The organism is Micromonospora sp. NPDC049201, from assembly GCF_055586805.1.
In genome coordinates, this window is record NZ_JBVJHM010000002.1 from 354,610 (window position 1) to 372,140 (window position 17,531).

The window sequence follows — 17,531 nt, forward strand, 5'->3', positions numbered from 1 at the left end:
ACCGTTGGTCCCGTGAACTTCGACGCGTACGCCCGGACCGGGGTCGAGCTCGTCAACGCCCGGCTGGACGACCTGGACGGCCTGCGGGCCCTCTTCCCGGACGAGAACGCCTGGATGCGCGACGAGGTCGCGGAACGGGACCTGGCGATCTTCCGGCGGGCGCAGAAGCGCCTCCGGGACGTCTTCGAGTACGGCACGTCGGGGCGCGACGCCGACGCCGTCACGGAGCTGAACGCGCTGCTGGAGGCGTTCCCGGTGCAGCCCCGCATCTCCGGGCACGACTCCTCCGACTGGCACATGCACGTGACCAGCCGGGGCGCGTCGGTCTCCGCGGAATACCTGGCCGGCGCGGTCTGGGGCCTGTCGGTCTGGCTCTGCGAGTACGGCAGCGCCCGGTTCGGCGTCTGCGCGGACGAGCGCTGCGGCAACGTCTACCTGGACACCTCGTCGAACTGCTGCCGGCGCTTCTGCTCGGAGCGCTGCGCCACCCGCTCACACGTGGCGGCGCACCGGGCCCGCAAGCGCGCCGCGGTCGGCGAGCAGCCGGTGCCGGCCCAGCCGCTCGCCCCGGTGAGCTGACGTCCGGGCCGGCGGCCGGTTCCGGGGCCGCCATGCCGGGTGCCGGTGACGCCGACGACCCGGCCGGTCACGCGTCGCGGGACCGAACGGTCAGGCGTCGACCGGGGAGGGGGCGGTCAGGTTCGCGCGGGCGAACGCCAGCGCCTCGCGCAGATCCGCCTCGCGGACCGCGCGACTCTTCGCGCCCCGGGTGGTCACCTCCACCGCCACCGAGCCGGTGAAGCCGCGCCCGGCCAGCGAACGGAGCAGCTCCGCGCAGGGCTGACCGCCCCGGCCGGGCACCAGGTGCTCGTCCCGCCCCTCGCCGGTGCCGTCACCCAGGTGCACGTGCGCCAGCCCGGCGCCCATCCGGTCGGCCATGGCCAACGCGTCGGTGTGCGAGGCCGCGCAGTGCGACAGGTCCAGCGTGTAGGAGGCGTAGCCGGTGTCGGTCGGGTCCCAGCCCGGCACGTACGGCACGAACTGCCGGCCGGCCATCCGCACCGGGAACATGTTCTCCACCGCGAACCGCAGCCCGCCGAACCGCCCGGCGGTGGCCGCCAACCCGTCGCCGAACGTCCGCGCGTAGTCCCGCTGCCAGGTGAACGGCGGGTGCACCACCACGGTCGGCGCCTCCAGCGTCTCGGCCAGCTCGGCGGCCCGGCGCAGCCGCTCCCACGGATCGGCGCTCCACACCCGCTGGGTGACCAGCAGGCACGGCGCGTGCACCGAGAGCACCGGGACGCCGTAGTGCTCGGCGAGGCCGCGCAGCGCGCCCGCGTCCTGGCTCACCGGGTCCGTCCAGACCATCACCTCGACGCCGTCGTATCCGAGCGCGGCGGCGAGCTGGAACGCCGCCGCGGTCCGTTCGGGGAAGACCGAGGACGTGGACAGGAGCACCGGCACGCGGGAAGTCACACCCCTCAGGGTAGCCGCCCCCGCCAGGAGGCATCGGGACGAGCACCCGCAAAGCGCCCGAAGCGAGCGCCCCGGATCACATCGGCGCGAGCTGATCCAGCCGACGCAGGATGACTCCCTCCCGCAACGCCCACGGGCAGATGTCCAGGCTGTCGACGTCGAGCCGGCGCATCACCGCCTCGGCCACCACCGCGCCGGCGAGAAGCTGGTGGGCCCGCTGCGCGCTGACCCCCTCCAGCTCCGGCAGGTGGGCCGGTGGGATGTGCCGGACGAAGCCGAGCACCTGCCCCAGCCCGGTGCGGGTCAGGCTGCGCCGGGCCCAGAGACCGGCGCCGGACGGCACGGCGCCGGCCAGCCGGGCCAGCGTGCGGAACGTCTTCGAGGTCGCCACCGGACGCTCCCAGCCCACCTCGGTCAACTGCTTCACCACCGGGTCGAGCTGCGCGTCCACGTACTCCCGCAGCCCCTCCACGGCCTCGGCGGACGGCGGCAGCGGGCCGGCCGGGTCGACCGCCAGCCGCTCCCGGCTGAGCCGGCCCGCGCCGAGCGGCAGCGAGACCGCGACGTCCGGATGCTCGTCGATGCCGGCGGCCAGCTCCAGCGAGCCGCCGCCGATGTCCATCGCCAGCAGCCGGCCGGCGGACCACCCGAACCACCGCCGCACCGCGAGGAACGTCATCCGCGCCTCGTCCGCGCCGGAGAGCACCTCCAGGCGTACGCCGGTCTCGTCGCGGACCCGGGCCAGCACCTCGCCCGCGTTGGTGGCGTCCCGGACCGCGCTGGTGGCGAACGCCAACAGGTCCTCGGCGCCCAGCCCGTCGGCCGCCGCCCGCGCCATGCCGACCGCCTTGACCAGCCCGTCCGCGCCCGCGTCGGTCAACGCGCCGTCCGGGCCGATCTGCTCGGCCAGCCGCAGCACCACCTTCTCGGAGTGCGCCGGCCAGGGGTGCGCGCCGTGGTGGGCGTCGACCACCAGGAGGTGCACCGTGTTGGAACCGACGTCGAGGACACCCAGTCGCATGGGAAAGACCCTAGGGGCAACACGTTTCGTCGGCTCGCCGGCCGGGCGGGAAGAGCACGCGTACGCTGGTCCGGGTGACAGGGCAGATCGAGCTTCGCGTGCTGGTGGACGACCCGGACGACCCGCGCAGTCGCGAGGTCGGGCTGGACTTCCCCCGGGAGTGGATCGAGTTCGTCGACCCGGCCGACCCGAAGCACGTCGTCCGCGCCGACCTGACCTGGCTGCTCTCCCGCTGGACGTGCATCTTCGGTCAGGGCTGCCACGGCATCGTCGCCGGGCGGGCCGCGGACGGGTGCTGCTCGCACGGCGCGTTCTTCACCGACTCCGACGACGAGAAGCGGGTCCGGGCGGCCGTCAAGCGGCTCACGCCGGAGACCTGGCAGCACTTCCGTCGTGGCTTCAAGAACTGGACCGAGAACGACACGGTCGACGGCAAGACGCCGGCCCGGCGCACCGCCACCCGGGACGTGGACGCGCCCTGCGTGTTCCTCAACGACGCCGACTTCCCGGCCGGCGGCGGCTGCGCGCTGCACGCCCAGGCGCTGCGCGACGGCGTGCACCCGCTGGAATACAAGCCCGACGTCTGCTGGCAACTGCCGGTCCGCCGGGACCAGGAGTGGCACAAGCGGCCGGACAACACCAAGGTGCTCATCTCCACGCTGGCCGAGTTCGACAGGCGCGGCTGGGGCGCGGGCGGGCACGACCTGGACTGGTGGTGCACCTCCTCCACGGACGCGCACGTCGGCGCCGAGCCGATGTACGTCTCCTACGGCCCGGAGCTGACCGCACTCATCGGCGCCCCCGCGTACGCGAAGCTGGTCGAGCTGTGCGCCGCCCGCCACCGCCAGGGCCAGATCGCCCCCCACCCCGCGAGCGAGTAAGGCCGGGCCCCCGCTTAACGCCTCCGGTAGAGCAGCGCGCCCCGCTCAGCGTTTCGGGAGCGCCGCGTCGATCAGGGCGCGGGCGCTCCGCTTCGCCGCGTCGGCGATCACCGGATCACCGTCGAGGACGCCGCCGGCCAGGCCGCCGTCGAGCAGCAGGGTGAGCTGGCGGGCCAGCGACTCCGGCTCGGCCGCCCCGGCCTGCCGGGCCAGGCCGGTGACCCAGTCCCGGACCGCGTTCTTGTGCGCGACGGTGCGGGCGTGCACCGGGCTACCGGCCGGTGTCTCCGCAGCGGTGTTGATGAACGCGCAACCGTGGTAGCCCTCCCGGCGACAGGCTCCGCCGAGCGCGTCGAACATGCCGACGAGCTGCTCGCGCGGGTCGGCCCCGGCGGCCTCCGCCGCCGCCCGCAGCGCCGCCGACCAGGCCAGGTCGACCTTGTCGAGGTACGCCAGCACCAGGTCGTCCTTGCTCGGGAAGTGCTTGTAGAGCGTGGCCTTGGCGACGCCCGACTCGGCGATGACGGTGTCGACCCCGACGCCGCGCGGTCCGTACGCGTAGAACAGCCGGAACGCGGTCTCCAGGATGCGTGCCCGGGCAGCGCCGGCCGGAGTGCGGGCCATGGTTCCTCCTCGTTCTGCGCCGCAGAGTCTACAGACAGGTACGTCTCCTCGGTCCTGTTAGTAGACAGACCTGTCTGTTAGCCTGAGTCGCACCGAGCGCGTTCCGCGAGGCTCGGCCGAGACCGGAGGACGGATTCGACATGCGCATCGCAGTACTGGGCACCGGCATGGTTGGCCGGGCCATCGCCGCCCGCGCCGCCGAGCTGGGCCACGAGGTGACCGTCGGCACCCGGGATGTCACCACCACCCGGGCCGGGAGTTGGGGCGAGTGGGCCAGCGGCCATCCGGGGATCGCCCTGGCCGGGCACGCCGACGCCGCCGCCGGGGCGGACCTGGTCGTGAACGCCACCAACGGCGACGGATCCCTCCCCGCCCTCGACGCGGCGGGTGCGGAGAACCTGGCCGGCAAGATCCTGCTCGACATCGCCAACCCACTCGACTTCAGCCAGGGCTTCCCGCCCACCCTCTCGGTGCTCAACGACGACTCGCTCGGCGAGCGGATCCAACGGGCGTTCCCGCGTACCCGGGTGGTGAAGGCGCTCAACACGCTCACCGCCGAGCTGATGGCCCACCCCCGACAGCTCGCCGACGGCGACCACACCGTCTTCGTGTCGGGCGACGACGCCGACGCCAAAGGCGTGGTCACCGAACTGCTCACCAGCTTCGGCCACACCGACGTGCTCGACCTGGGCGACATCACCACGGCGCGGGGCACCGAGATGCTGCTGCCGATCTGGCTGCGTCTCTACGGCCGACTGGGCACGCCGCTGTTCAACGTGAAGGTCGTGCGCTGAGCCCACGCAGAAGGCCGGCACCCCTGTCCGGGGTGCCGGCCTTCGTGGCGTCTTAGCTGTTCCAGTGCTTGTTGACCAGGTCGGTGGCCTGCTTCTCCCACTGGGCGTACGCGTCCGGGTAGGCCGACACCTGCACCGTCTGCGCGGCCTGGGTCACCGGCATGTCCTGCCAGCCGTCGACCTGCTTCAACCCCTTCAGGAACGCAAGCGTCGAGTACTCCGGGTCGGTGATCTGCTCCGGCGTGCCCCAACCCGAGGACGGACGCTGCTGGAACAGACCCAGCGAGTCGTGGTCGTTACGGTCGCCGAGGTGGCCCAGGTTCTCCAGCTTCGACTCCTGCAACGCCGTCGCGATCGAGACCACCGCCGCCCGCTCCGGCAGCCCGGCCTTCTTCGTCGCCGCGATGATCGCCTTGACGTTGGCGGTCTGCTCGCCGTTCAGGGTGATCGTGGACTGCTCACCCTGCACACTCGCGACCGCGATCGGCTTGCTGGCGGTGGCGGCGTGCGCGGACTCGACGTGACCGGCGATCGGACCGGCGAACACACCACCGGTGAAAGCCAGACCAGCAATACCCAGCACACTCTTACGCAGCATCGTGTTCATGGCGAGGGCTCCATTCGGGGGTCAACGCACCGGGGGGTGCGGGCACCGTCAGGCGCACAAGAAAAAGCTCGGGGGATCCGGCTGCTCGCGGGGCGGGGGCCTCGACGCGGGCGCCGGAAGACTGTGCAACGACCGGGGGCCCACCGTCATTCCCAGGCGGGAGGGCGCTTGCCTTCCTCGGCCGTGCACCGGGATACAACGCCGCGACCCCGTCGACGATTCCGCCGCCAGAGTGCCGCCCACCACCGCCGAACCGGACAAACCACCCACCGGGGCCCGTTCGGCGGCACGCCACCGGCACCTTGGCGCGCTCAGACACCCATGACGTTCCACCCACCGAGAACTCCCCGCACCACTTCCGACAAAGCGCCAGCGATCATGAAGTTGACCGGACCTGGCGTCCGATTTGTCGGCGCCAACTTCATGATCGACGCAGACGGGTAGGCAGCGGGCGAGAGTGTCGGGGTGGTTACGGCTCGAACTTGTAGCCCAGGCCCCGGACCGTGACGATGTAGCGCGGTGTGGACGGTTCCGGCTCGATCTTGGAGCGCAACCGCTTCACGTGCACGTCGAGCGTCTTGGTGTCACCCACGTAGTCGGCGCCCCAGACCCGGTCGATGAGCTGCCCCCGGGTGAGCACCCGGCCGGCGTTGCGCAGCAGCAGCTCCAGCAGCTCGAACTCCTTGAGCGGAAGCTGGACGCCCGCGCCCTCCACGGTCACCACGTGCCGCTCGATGTCCATCCGGACCGGGCCGGCGGCCAGCGTCGGCGCGCCCGACTCGCTCGCCTCGGCGCTCTGCCGGCGCAGCACCGCCCGGATCCGGGCGACCAGCTCACGGGGCGAGTACGGCTTGGTCACGTAGTCGTCGGCGCCGATCTCCAGGCCGACCACCTTGTCGATCTCGCTGTCCCGGGCGGTGACCATGATGATCGGGACGTGCGACCGCTGGCGGAGCTGGCGGCAGACCTCGGTGCCCGACATCTCCGGCAGCATCAGGTCGAGCAGCACGATGTCGGCGCCGGTCCGGTCGAACTCGGTGAGGGCGGAGGTGCCGGTCGCGGCGACCGAGACCTCGAACCCCTCCTTGCGGAGCATGTAGGACAGGGCGTCGGAGAACGACTCCTCGTCCTCGACCACCAGTACGCGGCTCAACGGGTGTTTCCTTTCCTGTGGTCAGACCTGCCGGAGCTCGGCCGGGCCGGCCTCGATCCCAGCGGAGGCGAGTGTCGCCTCCAGGTCGTCCGGGGGGCGGGCAGGCAGCCGGAGGGTGAACGTCGAGCCCCCACCAAGGGTGCTCGACACATCCACCCGACCGCCATGGTTGCTGGCGATGTGTTTCACGATGGCCAGCCCCAGGCCGGTGCCACCGGTCGCCCGGGAGCGGGCCTGGTCGGCGCGGTAGAAGCGCTCGAAGATCCGGTCGACGTCGTTCGGGGCGATGCCGATGCCCTGGTCGGCCACCGCGATCTCGACGTGTTCGTCGGTGGCCCGCGTGGTCACCCGGACCGTGGTGTCCTCGGCCGAGTAGGTGACCGCGTTCTCCACCAGGTTGGCCACCGCGGTGGCGAGCTGGCTGTCACTCCCGTACGCGGTCAGGCCCCGCTGCCCGGCCATGACGATCTCCACCCGGCGGGCGGTGGCCGCGGTGCGGGTCCGGTCGACCACCTCGGCGAGCACCCAGTCCAGCGAGACCGGCTCGGGTGGGGGCTGGGGTTCGGCGCCCTGGAGCCGGGTCAGCTCCAGCAGCTCCTGCACCAGCCGGCCGAGCCGGGTCGACTCGTGCTGGATCCGCTCGGCGAACCGCCGCGCGGCGATCAGGTCCTCGGACAGGCCGGGCCCGTCGTCGACAGCCGGCTCGGTGGCGTCCACCAGCGCCTCGGCGAGCAGTTGGAGCGCGCCGATCGGGGTCTTCAGCTCGTGGCTCACGTTGGCCACGAAGTCGCGGCGGACCCGGGCCAGGCGGTGCGACTCGGTGACGTCGACCGCCTCGATCGAGATGAAACCGGCGCCGAGTCCCATGGCCCGCAGGTGCACGCCGAGCGGGTTGTCACCGGCGCTGTCGCGACCTCGGGGCAGGTCCAGCTCGATCTCGCGACGCACGCCCGTGCGGCGGACCTGACCGGCCAGCGTACGGATCAGCGGGTGCGCCGCGATCGAGCCCGGGGCCGCCCCGGCCCGGAGCAGGCCCATCGCGCGGGCCGCCGGGTTCACCAGCACCGGCACGTCGTTCGGGTCGAGCACCACCACGCCGGCGCGCAACGAGTCGATCGTCTTGCGGCCGAGCCCGGAGAGGCCCCCCTGCGCTTCGTCCGGAATCGTCGGCCTCCCTGCGTCACGGCGGGCGGTCCCGCCGCCCCGCGACGCCCACCGGCGCCGCCACTGTCCCACCGGCCCGGACAGCATCGCCCCGGCGACCAGTCCGGTCACCAGCGCCACGGCCACCGCGATGGCCACTGCCCACTCCACCCGGCGATCGTAGGGTCATTGTTAACCCAGGGATCGGTCAGAAAGGGATGAATCACTCTCGCTTCCGGGAATGTTCACCCACGGGTCCCGCGTCGTTCATCCGCGTTCACCCTGGTGCCGGCCGTCCGGCCTACCGTGGGGCGCGCACCTGCTCATGCCGTACCCGAAGGAAGTGACGATGCGCGACGAGTTCCGGGCCGACCTGCAGATTGTCAGCCAACTGCTGGTGGACATGGCCGAGGCGGTGCGCGCGGCCATGCGGCAGGCCACCAGAGGGCTGCTCACCGCGGACCGCGTGGCGGCCGAGACGGTGATCGCGCGGGACGCCGAGATCGACGATCTCTACCGGCACGTGGAGGAGCGGGTCTGCGACCTGCTCGCGCGGCAGGCCCCGGTCGCCTCCGACCTGCGGGCCATGATCACCGCGTTGCACGTGGCGGCCGACCTGGAGCGGATGGGCGACCTGGCCGACCACGTGGCCAAGACGGCGTTGCGCCGGCACCCCTCCCCCGCGGTGCCGGCCGAGCTGCGGCCGGTCTTCACCGACATGGCCGGTATCGCGGACCGGATGGCCGAGAAGATCGGCGCGGTGCTGGCCAAGCCCGACGCGGACGTCGCCGCCGAACTGGACCGCGACGACGACGCGATGGACGACCTGCACAAGAGCCTGTTCGGCGTGCTGCTCGGCGACGACTGGCCGTACGGGGTGGAGACCGCGATCGACGCGACGCTGCTGGGCCGCTTCTACGAGCGCTTCGCCGACCACGCGGTGAACGCCGGTGAGCACGTGGTCTACCTGATCACCGGCTCGCCGTCGGCCTGACCCACCCGGCCCCGAGCCAAGGAGGGGCCCCTTCTTAACAGGGGAGTGTTAAGAAGGGGCCCCTCCTCTACCGCAAGCGTTAAGAAGGGGCCCCGCCTTACATCAGCGGCCCTGGTTGGCTACCGCGGCGGCAGCCGTTTTGGCTGCGTCGGGGTCCAGGTAGGTGCCGCCTAGCACCTGGGGGCGCAGGTCGGCGTCCAGGTCGTAGCGCAGCGGGATGCCGGTCGGGATGTTCAGCTTGGCGATGGCCTCGTCGGAGATCTGGTCGAGGTGCTTCACCAGGGCGCGCAGCGAGTTGCCGTGCGCCGCCACCAGCACCGTCCGGCCGGCCAGGATGTCCGGCACGATCGAGTCGTACCAGTAGGGCAGCATCCGGTCGACGACGTCCTTGAGGCACTCGGTGCGCGGCATCAGCTCGGTCGGCAGCAGCGCGTACCGGGGGTCGCCGACCTGCGACCACTCGTCGTTGTCGTCGATCGGCGGCGGCGGCGTGTCGTACGACCGGCGCCAGAGCATGAACTGCTCCTCGCCGTACTCGTCCAGGGTCTGCTTCTTGTCCTTGCCCTGGAGCGCGCCGTAGTGGCGCTCGTTGAGCCGCCAGGACCGGCGTACCGCGATCCAGTGCCGGTCGGCGGCGTTCAGCGCCAGCTCGGAGGTACGGATCGCCCGGCGCAGCAGGCTGGTGTGCACCACGTCCGGCAGCAGGTCGTGCTCACGGAGCAGTTCGCCGCCGCGCCGCGCCTCGGTCTCGCCCTTCTCGGTCAGGTCGACGTCCACCCAGCCGGTGAAGAGGTTCTTGGCGTTCCAGTCGCTCTCGCCGTGCCGCAGCAGGACCAGCGTCCCGATGGTGGGCCCTTCGCTCGCAGTCATGCGGATCATCCTGCCGTACCGGCCCGATGGACACGCGGGGACCTGTGGTGACGACCACCACGTGGAAATGCGGGTGACCGGCGTTCCGGCAGGCCACTAGGTTGTAAGGCATCTGCGTTTGATCGGTCATTACCAACGGGGGCGTCGGGGATGCGGACGGTACAGGGCTGGTTCCGGGACACGGCGGGCGGCTTGCCGCGTTCCTTCTGGTACCTCTGGACCGGCACGCTGATCAACCGGCTCGGCTCGTTCGTGCTGATCTTCCTCGCCATCTACCTGACCCGGGAGCGCGGCTTCTCGGCGGTCCAGGCCGGCCTGGTGATCGGCCTCTGGGGCGTCGGTGGCGCGATCGGCACCACCATCGGCGGCATGCTCACCGACCGCTGGGGGCGGCGGCCCACGCTGCTCACCGCGCACCTCGGCGCGGCCACCATGATGGTCGGGCTCGGCCTGGCCCGCCCGCTCTGGGCGGTGGCCGCGGGCGCGCTGCTGCTCGGCCTGTTCGCCGAGGCGGCCCGCCCGGCGTTCGGCGCGATGATGGTCGACGTGGTGCCGGAGAAGGACCGGCTCCGCGCGTTCTCGCTCAACTACTGGGCGATCAACCTCGGCTTCGCCTGCGCCGCCGTGCTGGCCGGCCTCGCCGCCCAGGCCGGGTACCTGCTGCTCTTCCTGGTGGACGCGACCACCACGGTGGTCACCGCGCTGATCATCTTCACCCGGGTCAAGGAGACCCGGGTCGCGCCGACGGTCGTGGTCGCCAAGGGCGCGGCGGTTCCGGCCGGCGCGCTGCGCACCATCCTCCGGGACCGGGTCTTCCTCGGCTTCGTGGCGCTCAACCTGTTCGCCGCGCTGGTCTTCCTCCAGCACATCTCGATGCTGCCGATCGCCATGGGCGACTCCGGGCTCAGCCCGGCCACCTACGGCTCGGTGATCGCGCTCAACGGGGTGCTCATCGTGGTCGGGCAACTCTTCGTGCCCCGGCTCATCTCCGGCCGCAGCCGGTCGCACGTGCTGGCGTTGTCCGCGCTGATCATGGGCGTCGGGTTCGGGCTGACCGCGTTCGCGGACACGGTCTGGCTCTACGGCCTCACGGTGCTCATCTGGACGCTCGGCGAGATGCTCAACTCGCCGTCCAACGCCACGCTGATCGCGGAGCTGTCGCCGGCCGCGCTGCGCGGGCGCTACCAGGGCGTGTTCTCCCTCTCCTGGCAACTCGCCGGCGCCAGCGCGCCGATCCTCGGCGGCCTGCTCCGGGAACAGGCCGGCAACACCGCGCTGTGGCTGGCCTGCGCCGCGATCGGCGCGCTGACCGCGATCACCCACCTGGTCTCCGGCCCCGCCCGGGAACGGCGGGCCGCCCAGCTCCGCGCCGCCGGCAGCCCGGTCGCACCGGTCACCCTCACCCGCACCCCGGCGCCGCAGTCGGCCGAGGCCGCGGCGGCGTCCCCCGCCGCGCCGGTCCGGGCCGGTTCCTGAGTACGCCCGCGCGCGCCCGCCGCCGACGCGGTCGCTACCGTGTCGGAAGGGATCAGTAAGGAAACCTTCCTGGAGGACGGGTGCGCGGCCTACGGCGCTGGTGGGACGACACGGCCGGCGGGCTGCCCGCCACCTTCTGGTACCTCTGGTCCGGCCTGCTGATCAACCGGGCCGGCGCGTTCGCGCTGCTGTTCCTGTCGCTCTACCTCACCGCCGCGCGGGGCGCCTCGCCGTCGCTGGCCGGGCTCGTCGTCGGCGCCTACGGGATCGGCGGCGCGGTCGGCACGCTGCTCGGCGGCGTACTGGCCGACCGGTGGGGCCGGCGGGCCACCCTGCTCGCCGCCCACCTCGCCGCCGCCGGGCTGATGGCCGCGCTGGCGTTCAGCCGGCACCTGGCGGTGATCGCCGTGCTGGCCACGCTGGTCGGGGTGGCGCACTCGATGCCGAGCCCCGCGTTCGTGGCGGCCATCGTGGACGTGGTGCCGGAGGCCCGCCGGTCCCGCGCGTTCAACCTCCAGTTCTGGGCGTTCAACCTGGGCATGGCGGTCGCCTCGCTGCTGGCCGGGGTGCTCGCCGAGGCGAGTTTCCGGGCGCTGTTCCTGGTCGACGCCGGGGCCACCCTGGCGGCTGCGGTGGTCATCGCGCTCAAGGTGCCGGAGACGCTGCGCCACCGTCCGGCGGTGACCCCGGAGGCGGTGGTGGGGCGGCGACCCGGGCTGCACACCGCGCTGACCGACCGCACCTTCCTCGCCTTCGTCGCGCTGACGTTCCTGCTGGCGGTGCTGACCATGCAGACGTCGACGATCATGCCGTTGGCGATGCGTGCGGACGGACTGCGCCCGTCCGCGTACGGACTGGTGGTGGCGCTCGGCGGGGCGCTGATCGTGGCCGGGCAGCTCTTCGTGCCACGGCTGATCGAGCCGTACCGGCGCTCGACCGTGCTGGCCGTCTCGACCGGGCTGATGGCGCTCGGCTTCGGCACGCTGACCGTCGCCGACGGGCTGCCGCTCTATCTGGGGGCGGCGGTGGTCTGGACCGCCGGGCAGATGCTCGCCGCGCCACCGAACGCGCAGATCAACGCGGATCTCGCGCCACCGGAGCTGCGCGCCCGTTACCAGTCGGTGTTCTATCTGACGTTCCCGGCGGCGTCCTTCGTGGCGCCGGCGCTCGGCGGGCTCAGCCTGGAGCGGCTCGGCGACCGGCACTGGCTGGTGGTGGGCGGGCTGGGCCTGCTGGCCGCCGCCGGCCACCTGATCGCCGGGCCGCCACGGGAGCGCCGGGTCGCCGCACTGCGGGCCGCGTCCCGACCGGCGGAGACGATCCGCCGGTGAGAACGGCCGAGCGCCCATCCCGACCCCCGTCGAGATGGGCGCTCGCACCGTACGCCCGGCGGCGGCGGGCGACACTCACCCCCGTAAGCGTCGCCCGCTCGCGCCGCCGGTTTCCCCGGGCGGCACCGTCCCCCAACGGTGTGCTCCGCCCGATCTTCGCGTCGCGCCTGCGCGGATCTGATCGATCCGCCGCTCCCCCGAACGAAAACAAGCGGGACGCGGTGCAATAAAGTTAGTTCGCCCGGATTCCGGATTCAACCCGGATCGCTGTCTTACCCGTCACAGCATCCGTGTCGGGAATCCGGCTGTCCCTGCTGCGGCCTCCCGGGGTGGCCAACACGCGGATTCCCGCCGGCCATTCCCGTAAACCTCAACCGTCCTCGCGATTCGGGTTCTCGGTACGGAAGAAGTTGCTCTGCCGGCCGTCGCGCATCTGCTCCTGGTAGATCAGATTGAGCCGCCGTGAGTCGAACGTCCGGAACCAGGCGTCCCAGGTGATCTCCCGGAGCCGGCTGCTCTCCCGGTAACCCGGCAGGTTGAACGTCAACACGCCGGGCCGGTCGCCCCGCTCGGTGCCGGCGATGGTGGCCGGTTTCGCACCCCGGGCCCGTGCCCAACGCTGGATCACCTCGTGGTTGCGGGTCACCAGGCTCCGCCCCGGGCGCTCCGGACGATCCGCGAGAGACATGATGAGCTGGGACGATCCGATCGACCGGCTGGACGCCGGCCCGCGCGTCAGCGCGGCCTGCGCCCGCGCGGGTGCCGCCTTACGCGCCGACGCCGCCTTCGCGCGGGACGGTGCTGCCTTCGCCCGAGCGGGTGCTGCCTTCGCGCGAGCGGGTGCTGCCTTCGCGCGAGCGGGCGCTGCCTTCGCGCGGGAGGCGGTCGCCTTCGCGCGGGAGGCGGTCGCCTTCGCGCGGGCGGGGGCCGCCTTGCGCGTACCCGTCGCCTTGGCCCGGGCGCCGGTGGCCCGGGTGGCCGGCGCGGCCTTGGCCGCGGACGTGGCCTTCCGGCGGGCCGGCGTGGTCTTCCGGGCGGCGGTCTTCTTCGCCGCCGCCGGCCGACCGGCCGGGCCGGTGCTCCGCCGGGCCGCGCCGCCGCGCCCCTCCGCGCGCATGGTGCGCGCGAGCGTCTTCACCAACTCCGGCTTGCGCAGCGTGGAGGTCCCGGAGACCCCGCGCCGGCGGAGCTGGCCCCGGATGTCGTCGACCTTCATCCGGGAGATCTCGGATTCCGACACCTGCGGGGTGTTCGGCGTCCGGTTACCGGTGTGCCGCTTGGTCCGGGTCGCGGTCGTGCCGCGACCTGAGCTGTTGCGCTGAGCCATGGGACACGCTCCTCGACAGTCCGTCCTCGGCGCGCGGCGGGTCCCGATGCTCCGCACCGCGCGAGGCGGCATACCCGTCAGGCGGGGCCTGAACCTCCGGCGGCCGGGCCGGCCGGGGTCGACGGCTCGAAGAGGTGGGCGAACGCGGCCAGGTTGGCGGTCGACTCGCCGCGCTTCACCCGCCACTCCCACTCCCGGCGGATGGCGGTCCCGAAGCCGATCTCCAGCATGCTGTCGAACGACTCGTCGGCATAGGTCAGCACGGAGCCGAACAGGCGGTCCAGCTCGTCGGCGTCGAGCCCGGCCAGGTTGACCCGGCCGGTCAGGTAGACGTCGCCGACCGCGTCGATGGAGAACGAGACGCCGTACATCCGCGCGTTGCGCTGCAACAGCCAGGCCCACAGCTCCTCGCGGCGCTCGTCGGGCTGGCGCATCACGAACGCCTCGATCCGCAACGCGTGCTCGCCGACGATCAGGTTGCAGATCGTCTTGAGCTTGTGCGTGCCCGGCAGGGTCACCGCGTACGACGCCTCGCCGGTGGACTCCCACTCCAGCTCGCGCTCCGCGCAGACGGCCTCGATCAGCGCGGAGACCTCACTCGTACGGCTCATCGCGTCCACTCTACGGTCGGCCGGGCCTCCTCGCCCGACGGGCGGTCACCAGGAGCAGCTCAGCGCCGGGTCGCCGAGTCGGCCGGCCAGCCGGGCCCGGTGCTCGGTGATCGCCTCCCCGTAGACCGCGAGCAGCCCGGAGACGGTCCGGTGCCAGGAGAAGTCGCGGGCGTGCCGCTCGGCGCCCCGGGCCAGCACGGCGCGCCGGCTCCGCTCGGGCAGCAGGCGGGCCAGGGCGTCGGCCCAGTCGACCGGGTCGTGCCCGTCGATGAGCATCCCGCTGACGCCGTCGCGTACCGCGGTGACCAGTCCGCCCACGGCGGCGGCCAGCACCGGCGTGCCGCAGGCCTGCGCCTCCAGCGCGACCAGCCCGAACGACTCGTTGTGCGACGGCACCGCGACCAGGTCGGCGGCGCGGTAGAGCGCGGGCAGGTCGTCGCCGGTCCGCGGCGGGAGGAAGCGGACCCGGTCGGCCACGCCGAGCGAGTGGGCCAACTCGATCAGCGCGGTGGGCCGGTCCAGCCCGCTGCCGCTGGGGCCGCCACAGATCACCACCGTCAGCTCGTCGGCGAGTGCCGGGTCCCGTTCGCGCAGCGCGGCGACGGCGCGGACCAGCACGTCCGGGGCCTTGAGCGGCTGGATACGGCCGACGAACGCGACCACGTAGCCGTCGACCGGCAGACCGAGCCGGCGGCGGGCAGCCCGGTTCGCGGCCTCCCGGTCACCGGCGGCCGGGCGGAACCGGTCCAGGTCCACGCCGGGCTCCACCACGGCCACCCGGTCGGGGTCGGCGGCGTACCTGTCGAGCAGGTCGCGGGCCTCCACCCGGGTGTTGGCGACGAGCCGGTCCGCCTCGGCGACCACCTGCTCCTCGCCGATCACCCGGGCCTTCGGCTCCGGCCGGTCCCCGGCCGCGAGCCGGGCGTTCTTGACCTTGGCGAGGGTGTGCGCGGAGTGCACCAGCGGGACGCCCCAGCGCTCCTTGGCCAGCCAGCCGACCTGGCCGGAGAGCCAGTAGTGCGAGTGGATCAGGTCGTAGTGGCCGGGCGGGCGGGCCGCCTCGGCACGCAGCACGCCGGCGGTGAACGCGCAGAGCTGCCCGGGCAGCTCCTCCTTGGTCAGCCCCTCCAACGGCCCGGCGGTGACGTGCCGGACGGTCACCCCGGGCGCCATCTCGACCACCGGGGGCAGGTCACCGGCGGTGGCCCGGGTGAAGATCTCCACCTCGACGTCGGCCTCGGCCAGCCGCCGGGCGACCTCCAGGATGTAGACGTTCATGCCGCCCGCGTCGCCCGTGCCGGGCTGGTGCAGCGGCGAGGTGTGTACCGACAGGGTGGCGATGCGACGTGGCCGGGGCCACGGCAGGGCACCTCGCTGACGACCGACACCGGTGTGCACATCCGCCACGTCCGCTCCCTCTGTCACGGTTGATGCCGTCCCGCACGACCGGCGCCTCTCGGTCAACCCGTACGCCGGGTGTCATCTTCCCCATCGGGGTTCGGAAATGCCTGTCGCGGGTTCCCGGGCGTGACGGACCTCATCACGTCGCGGGCCGCGACGGCGGGAGAGAATGACCGGATGACCTCAGTCGCCATCGTCACCGGAGCGTCCAGCGGGATCGGCGCGGCCACCGCCCGCCGGCTGGCCGCCGAGGGTTTCCACGTGCTGGCCGCGGCGCGGCGTACCGACCGGCTGGCCGCGCTGGTCGCCGAGATCGAGGCGGCCGGCGGCGCGGCCACCACGGTGGCCTGCGACGTGACCTCGGACGAATCCGTCGCCGGCCTGGCCGCCGCCGCGGACGCCGCGCCCGGGCCGGTCACGCTGCTGGTGAACAACGCCGGCGGCGCGCGCGGCCTGGACCCGGTCGAGACCGCCGACGTCGGCGACTGGCAGTGGATGTACGACGTCAACGTGCTCGGCACGCTGCGGGTCACCAAGGCGCTCCTGCCCGCGCTGGAACGCTCCGGCGCCGGCACCGTGGTGATCGTCAGCTCGACCGCCGGGCACGTCGTCTACGAGGGCGGTGGTGGCTACACGGCGGCCAAGCACGCGCAGACCGCGATCGCCTGCACGCTCCGCCTGGAGTTGTGCGGCCGGCCGGTCCGGGTGGTCGAGATCGACCCGGGCATGGTGCGGACCGAGGAGTTCGGCCTGGTGCGGTTCGACGGTGACGCGGCGCGCGCCGAGGCGGTCTACGCCGGGGTGGCCGAGCCGCTTGTCGCCGACGACGTGGCCGACTGCGTCGCCTGGTGTGCCACCCGCCCGCACCACGTCAACGTCGACCGGCTCGTGGTCCGCCCGCTGGCCCAGGCCGCGCAGCACAAGGTGCACCGGGTCTAGCGTGAAGCGCGAGGAGTGAGCCGGGTCTGCGAGCCGCGCAGCCGCGAACCGGGGAGGCGCTGATGAAGCCCCTGGGCGTCGTCACCCGGGGCACGACGAACCCGAACCGGCTCCGGCGGGTGGACAACTGGATCGTCGGGGCCTGCGGCGACGCGCTCCGCGCCGCCGCCGACCCGCTCGTGGTGGACCTCGGCTACGGCGCCACCCCGGTCACCCCGGTCGAGCTGCGGGCCCGGCTCGCGGCCGGCGTCCGCGCGGACGTGCGGGTGGTCGGGCTGGAGATCGATCCGGTACGCGTGGCCGCCGCCCAGCCGGCCGCGGACCCGCCCGGGCTGACGTTCGCCCGGGGCGGCTTCGAGTTGGCCGGGTTGCGTCCCGCCCTGGTGCGGGCGTGCAACGTGCTGCGCCAGTACGACGAGAGCGAGGTCGCCGACGCCTGGCGCACGATCACCGGGCAGCTCGCGCCGGGCGGGCTGCTGGTCGAGGGGACCTGCGACGAGTTGGGCCGGCTCGGCGCCTGGGTGCTGCTGGACGCCACCGGCCCGCGCACGCTCACGCTGGCCGCGAAGCTGACCACGCTGGAGAGCCCGGCGACGCTCGCCGAGCGGCTGCCGAAGGCGCTGATCCACCGCAACGTGCCGGGTGAGCGCGTGCACGAGCTGTTCGGCGCGCTGGCGCACGCCTGGCGCTCGGCCGCCGGCTACGCCCCGTTCGGCCCCCGCCAGCGCTGGCTGCGCACCGTGGCCGCCCTGAAGGAGGCCGGCTGGCCCGTCCAGGATCGCCCCCGAGCCTGGCGCCACGGCTACCTGACCCTCCCCTGGCCCGCCATCGCCCCCACCTGACCCACCCCACCCGGCCTTACCCCACCCCACCCCACCCCGCT

The 17,531-nt window shown here is 73.1% G+C and carries 18 protein-coding genes; 8 read left to right on the plus strand and 10 right to left on the minus strand.

The window, feature by feature from the left end; genetic code table 11:
- Positions 1-12 precede the first annotated feature (12 nt).
- Complete coding sequence (locus ACZ6O5_RS05425) at positions 13-579, plus strand: CGNR zinc finger domain-containing protein (protein ID WP_107160407.1); 567 nt, start codon at positions 13-15, stop codon at positions 577-579.
- A 90-nt stretch (positions 580-669) separates the two neighbouring features.
- Here ACZ6O5_RS05425 and ACZ6O5_RS05430 read toward each other — a convergent pair whose 3' ends face one another.
- Complete coding sequence (locus ACZ6O5_RS05430; protein WP_465974558.1) at positions 670-1,476, minus strand: sugar phosphate isomerase/epimerase family protein; 807 nt, start codon at positions 1,474-1,476, stop codon at positions 670-672.
- A 76-nt stretch (positions 1,477-1,552) separates the two neighbouring features.
- Positions 1,553-2,497 (minus strand): Ppx/GppA phosphatase family protein, encoded by a 945-nt coding sequence (locus ACZ6O5_RS05435; RefSeq protein ID WP_465974559.1) that lies wholly within the window; start codon positions 2,495-2,497, stop codon positions 1,553-1,555.
- Between the two features lie 74 nt (positions 2,498-2,571).
- Between ACZ6O5_RS05435 and ACZ6O5_RS05440 the strand changes: the two genes are divergently transcribed.
- A complete protein-coding gene (locus tag ACZ6O5_RS05440) occupies positions 2,572-3,378 on the plus strand; it encodes a DUF3109 family protein (protein ID WP_107160412.1) in 807 nt (268 codons plus the stop codon).
- A 45-nt stretch (positions 3,379-3,423) separates the two neighbouring features.
- Here ACZ6O5_RS05440 and ACZ6O5_RS05445 read toward each other — a convergent pair whose 3' ends face one another.
- Positions 3,424-4,002: a TetR/AcrR family transcriptional regulator gene (locus tag ACZ6O5_RS05445; protein WP_465974560.1), complete on the minus strand. Its 579-nt coding sequence runs from the start codon at positions 4,000-4,002 to the stop codon at positions 3,424-3,426.
- Positions 4,003-4,142: 140 nt separating this feature from the next.
- Between ACZ6O5_RS05445 and ACZ6O5_RS05450 the strand changes: the two genes are divergently transcribed.
- Entirely contained in the window at positions 4,143-4,796 is a 654-nt protein-coding gene (locus tag ACZ6O5_RS05450; protein ID WP_465974561.1) for an NADPH-dependent F420 reductase, read from the plus strand.
- A gap of 52 nt (positions 4,797-4,848) precedes the next feature.
- On the opposite strand, the gene ACZ6O5_RS05455 is transcribed toward ACZ6O5_RS05450, so the two are convergent.
- From ACZ6O5_RS05455 to ACZ6O5_RS05465, 3 genes are all read right to left on the minus strand, one after another.
- Positions 4,849-5,403, minus strand: coding sequence for a hypothetical protein (locus tag ACZ6O5_RS05455; protein ID WP_465974563.1), 555 nt, complete (start codon positions 5,401-5,403; stop codon positions 4,849-4,851).
- A gap of 469 nt (positions 5,404-5,872) precedes the next feature.
- Positions 5,873-6,556, minus strand: a complete 684-nt coding sequence (locus ACZ6O5_RS05460) for a response regulator (RefSeq protein ID WP_465974565.1) — start codon at positions 6,554-6,556, stop codon at positions 5,873-5,875.
- A 21-nt stretch (positions 6,557-6,577) separates the two neighbouring features.
- Positions 6,578-7,858 (minus strand): sensor histidine kinase, encoded by a 1,281-nt coding sequence (locus ACZ6O5_RS05465; protein ID WP_465975034.1) that lies wholly within the window; start codon positions 7,856-7,858, stop codon positions 6,578-6,580.
- Between the two features lie 190 nt (positions 7,859-8,048).
- On the opposite strand from ACZ6O5_RS05465, the gene phoU reads away from it, so the two are divergent.
- Complete coding sequence (gene phoU / locus ACZ6O5_RS05470; protein WP_465974567.1) at positions 8,049-8,693, plus strand: phosphate signaling complex protein PhoU; 645 nt, start codon at positions 8,049-8,051, stop codon at positions 8,691-8,693.
- A gap of 102 nt (positions 8,694-8,795) precedes the next feature.
- Here the strand turns inward: phoU and ACZ6O5_RS05475 are convergent, their stop codons facing one another.
- Positions 8,796-9,563, minus strand: coding sequence for a phosphoglyceromutase (locus tag ACZ6O5_RS05475; RefSeq protein ID WP_431936176.1), 768 nt, complete (start codon positions 9,561-9,563; stop codon positions 8,796-8,798).
- Between the two features lie 150 nt (positions 9,564-9,713).
- Here ACZ6O5_RS05475 and ACZ6O5_RS05480 point away from each other — a divergent pair, with 150 nt between their 5' ends.
- Together ACZ6O5_RS05480 and ACZ6O5_RS05485 are read left to right on the plus strand one after the other, a co-directional pair.
- On the plus strand, positions 9,714-11,039 hold the full coding sequence (locus tag ACZ6O5_RS05480) for an MDR family MFS transporter (protein ID WP_465974569.1): 1,326 nt from the start codon (positions 9,714-9,716) through the stop codon (positions 11,037-11,039).
- 80 nt (positions 11,040-11,119) lie between these two features.
- Positions 11,120-12,370, plus strand: coding sequence for an MDR family MFS transporter (locus ACZ6O5_RS05485; RefSeq protein ID WP_465974571.1), 1,251 nt, complete (start codon positions 11,120-11,122; stop codon positions 12,368-12,370).
- Positions 12,371-12,740: 370 nt separating this feature from the next.
- Here the strand turns inward: ACZ6O5_RS05485 and ACZ6O5_RS05490 are convergent, their stop codons facing one another.
- From ACZ6O5_RS05490 to mshA, 3 genes are all read right to left on the minus strand, one after another.
- Entirely contained in the window at positions 12,741-13,697 is a 957-nt protein-coding gene (locus tag ACZ6O5_RS05490; protein ID WP_465974573.1) for a hypothetical protein, read from the minus strand.
- A 77-nt stretch (positions 13,698-13,774) separates the two neighbouring features.
- Complete coding sequence (locus ACZ6O5_RS05495) at positions 13,775-14,308, minus strand: type III secretion system chaperone family protein (protein WP_465974575.1); 534 nt, start codon at positions 14,306-14,308, stop codon at positions 13,775-13,777.
- A 45-nt stretch (positions 14,309-14,353) separates the two neighbouring features.
- Positions 14,354-15,715, minus strand: coding sequence for a D-inositol-3-phosphate glycosyltransferase (gene mshA, locus ACZ6O5_RS05500; RefSeq protein ID WP_465974577.1), 1,362 nt, complete (start codon positions 15,713-15,715; stop codon positions 14,354-14,356).
- Positions 15,716-15,886: 171 nt separating this feature from the next.
- On the opposite strand from mshA, the gene ACZ6O5_RS05505 reads away from it, so the two are divergent.
- Both ACZ6O5_RS05505 and ACZ6O5_RS05510 read left to right on the plus strand, forming a co-directional pair.
- Complete coding sequence (locus ACZ6O5_RS05505) at positions 15,887-16,648, plus strand: SDR family NAD(P)-dependent oxidoreductase (RefSeq protein WP_465974578.1); 762 nt, start codon at positions 15,887-15,889, stop codon at positions 16,646-16,648.
- A gap of 62 nt (positions 16,649-16,710) precedes the next feature.
- Entirely contained in the window at positions 16,711-17,490 is a 780-nt protein-coding gene (locus ACZ6O5_RS05510; protein ID WP_465974580.1) for a class I SAM-dependent methyltransferase, read from the plus strand.
- The last annotated feature ends 41 nt before the right edge of the window (positions 17,491-17,531 follow it).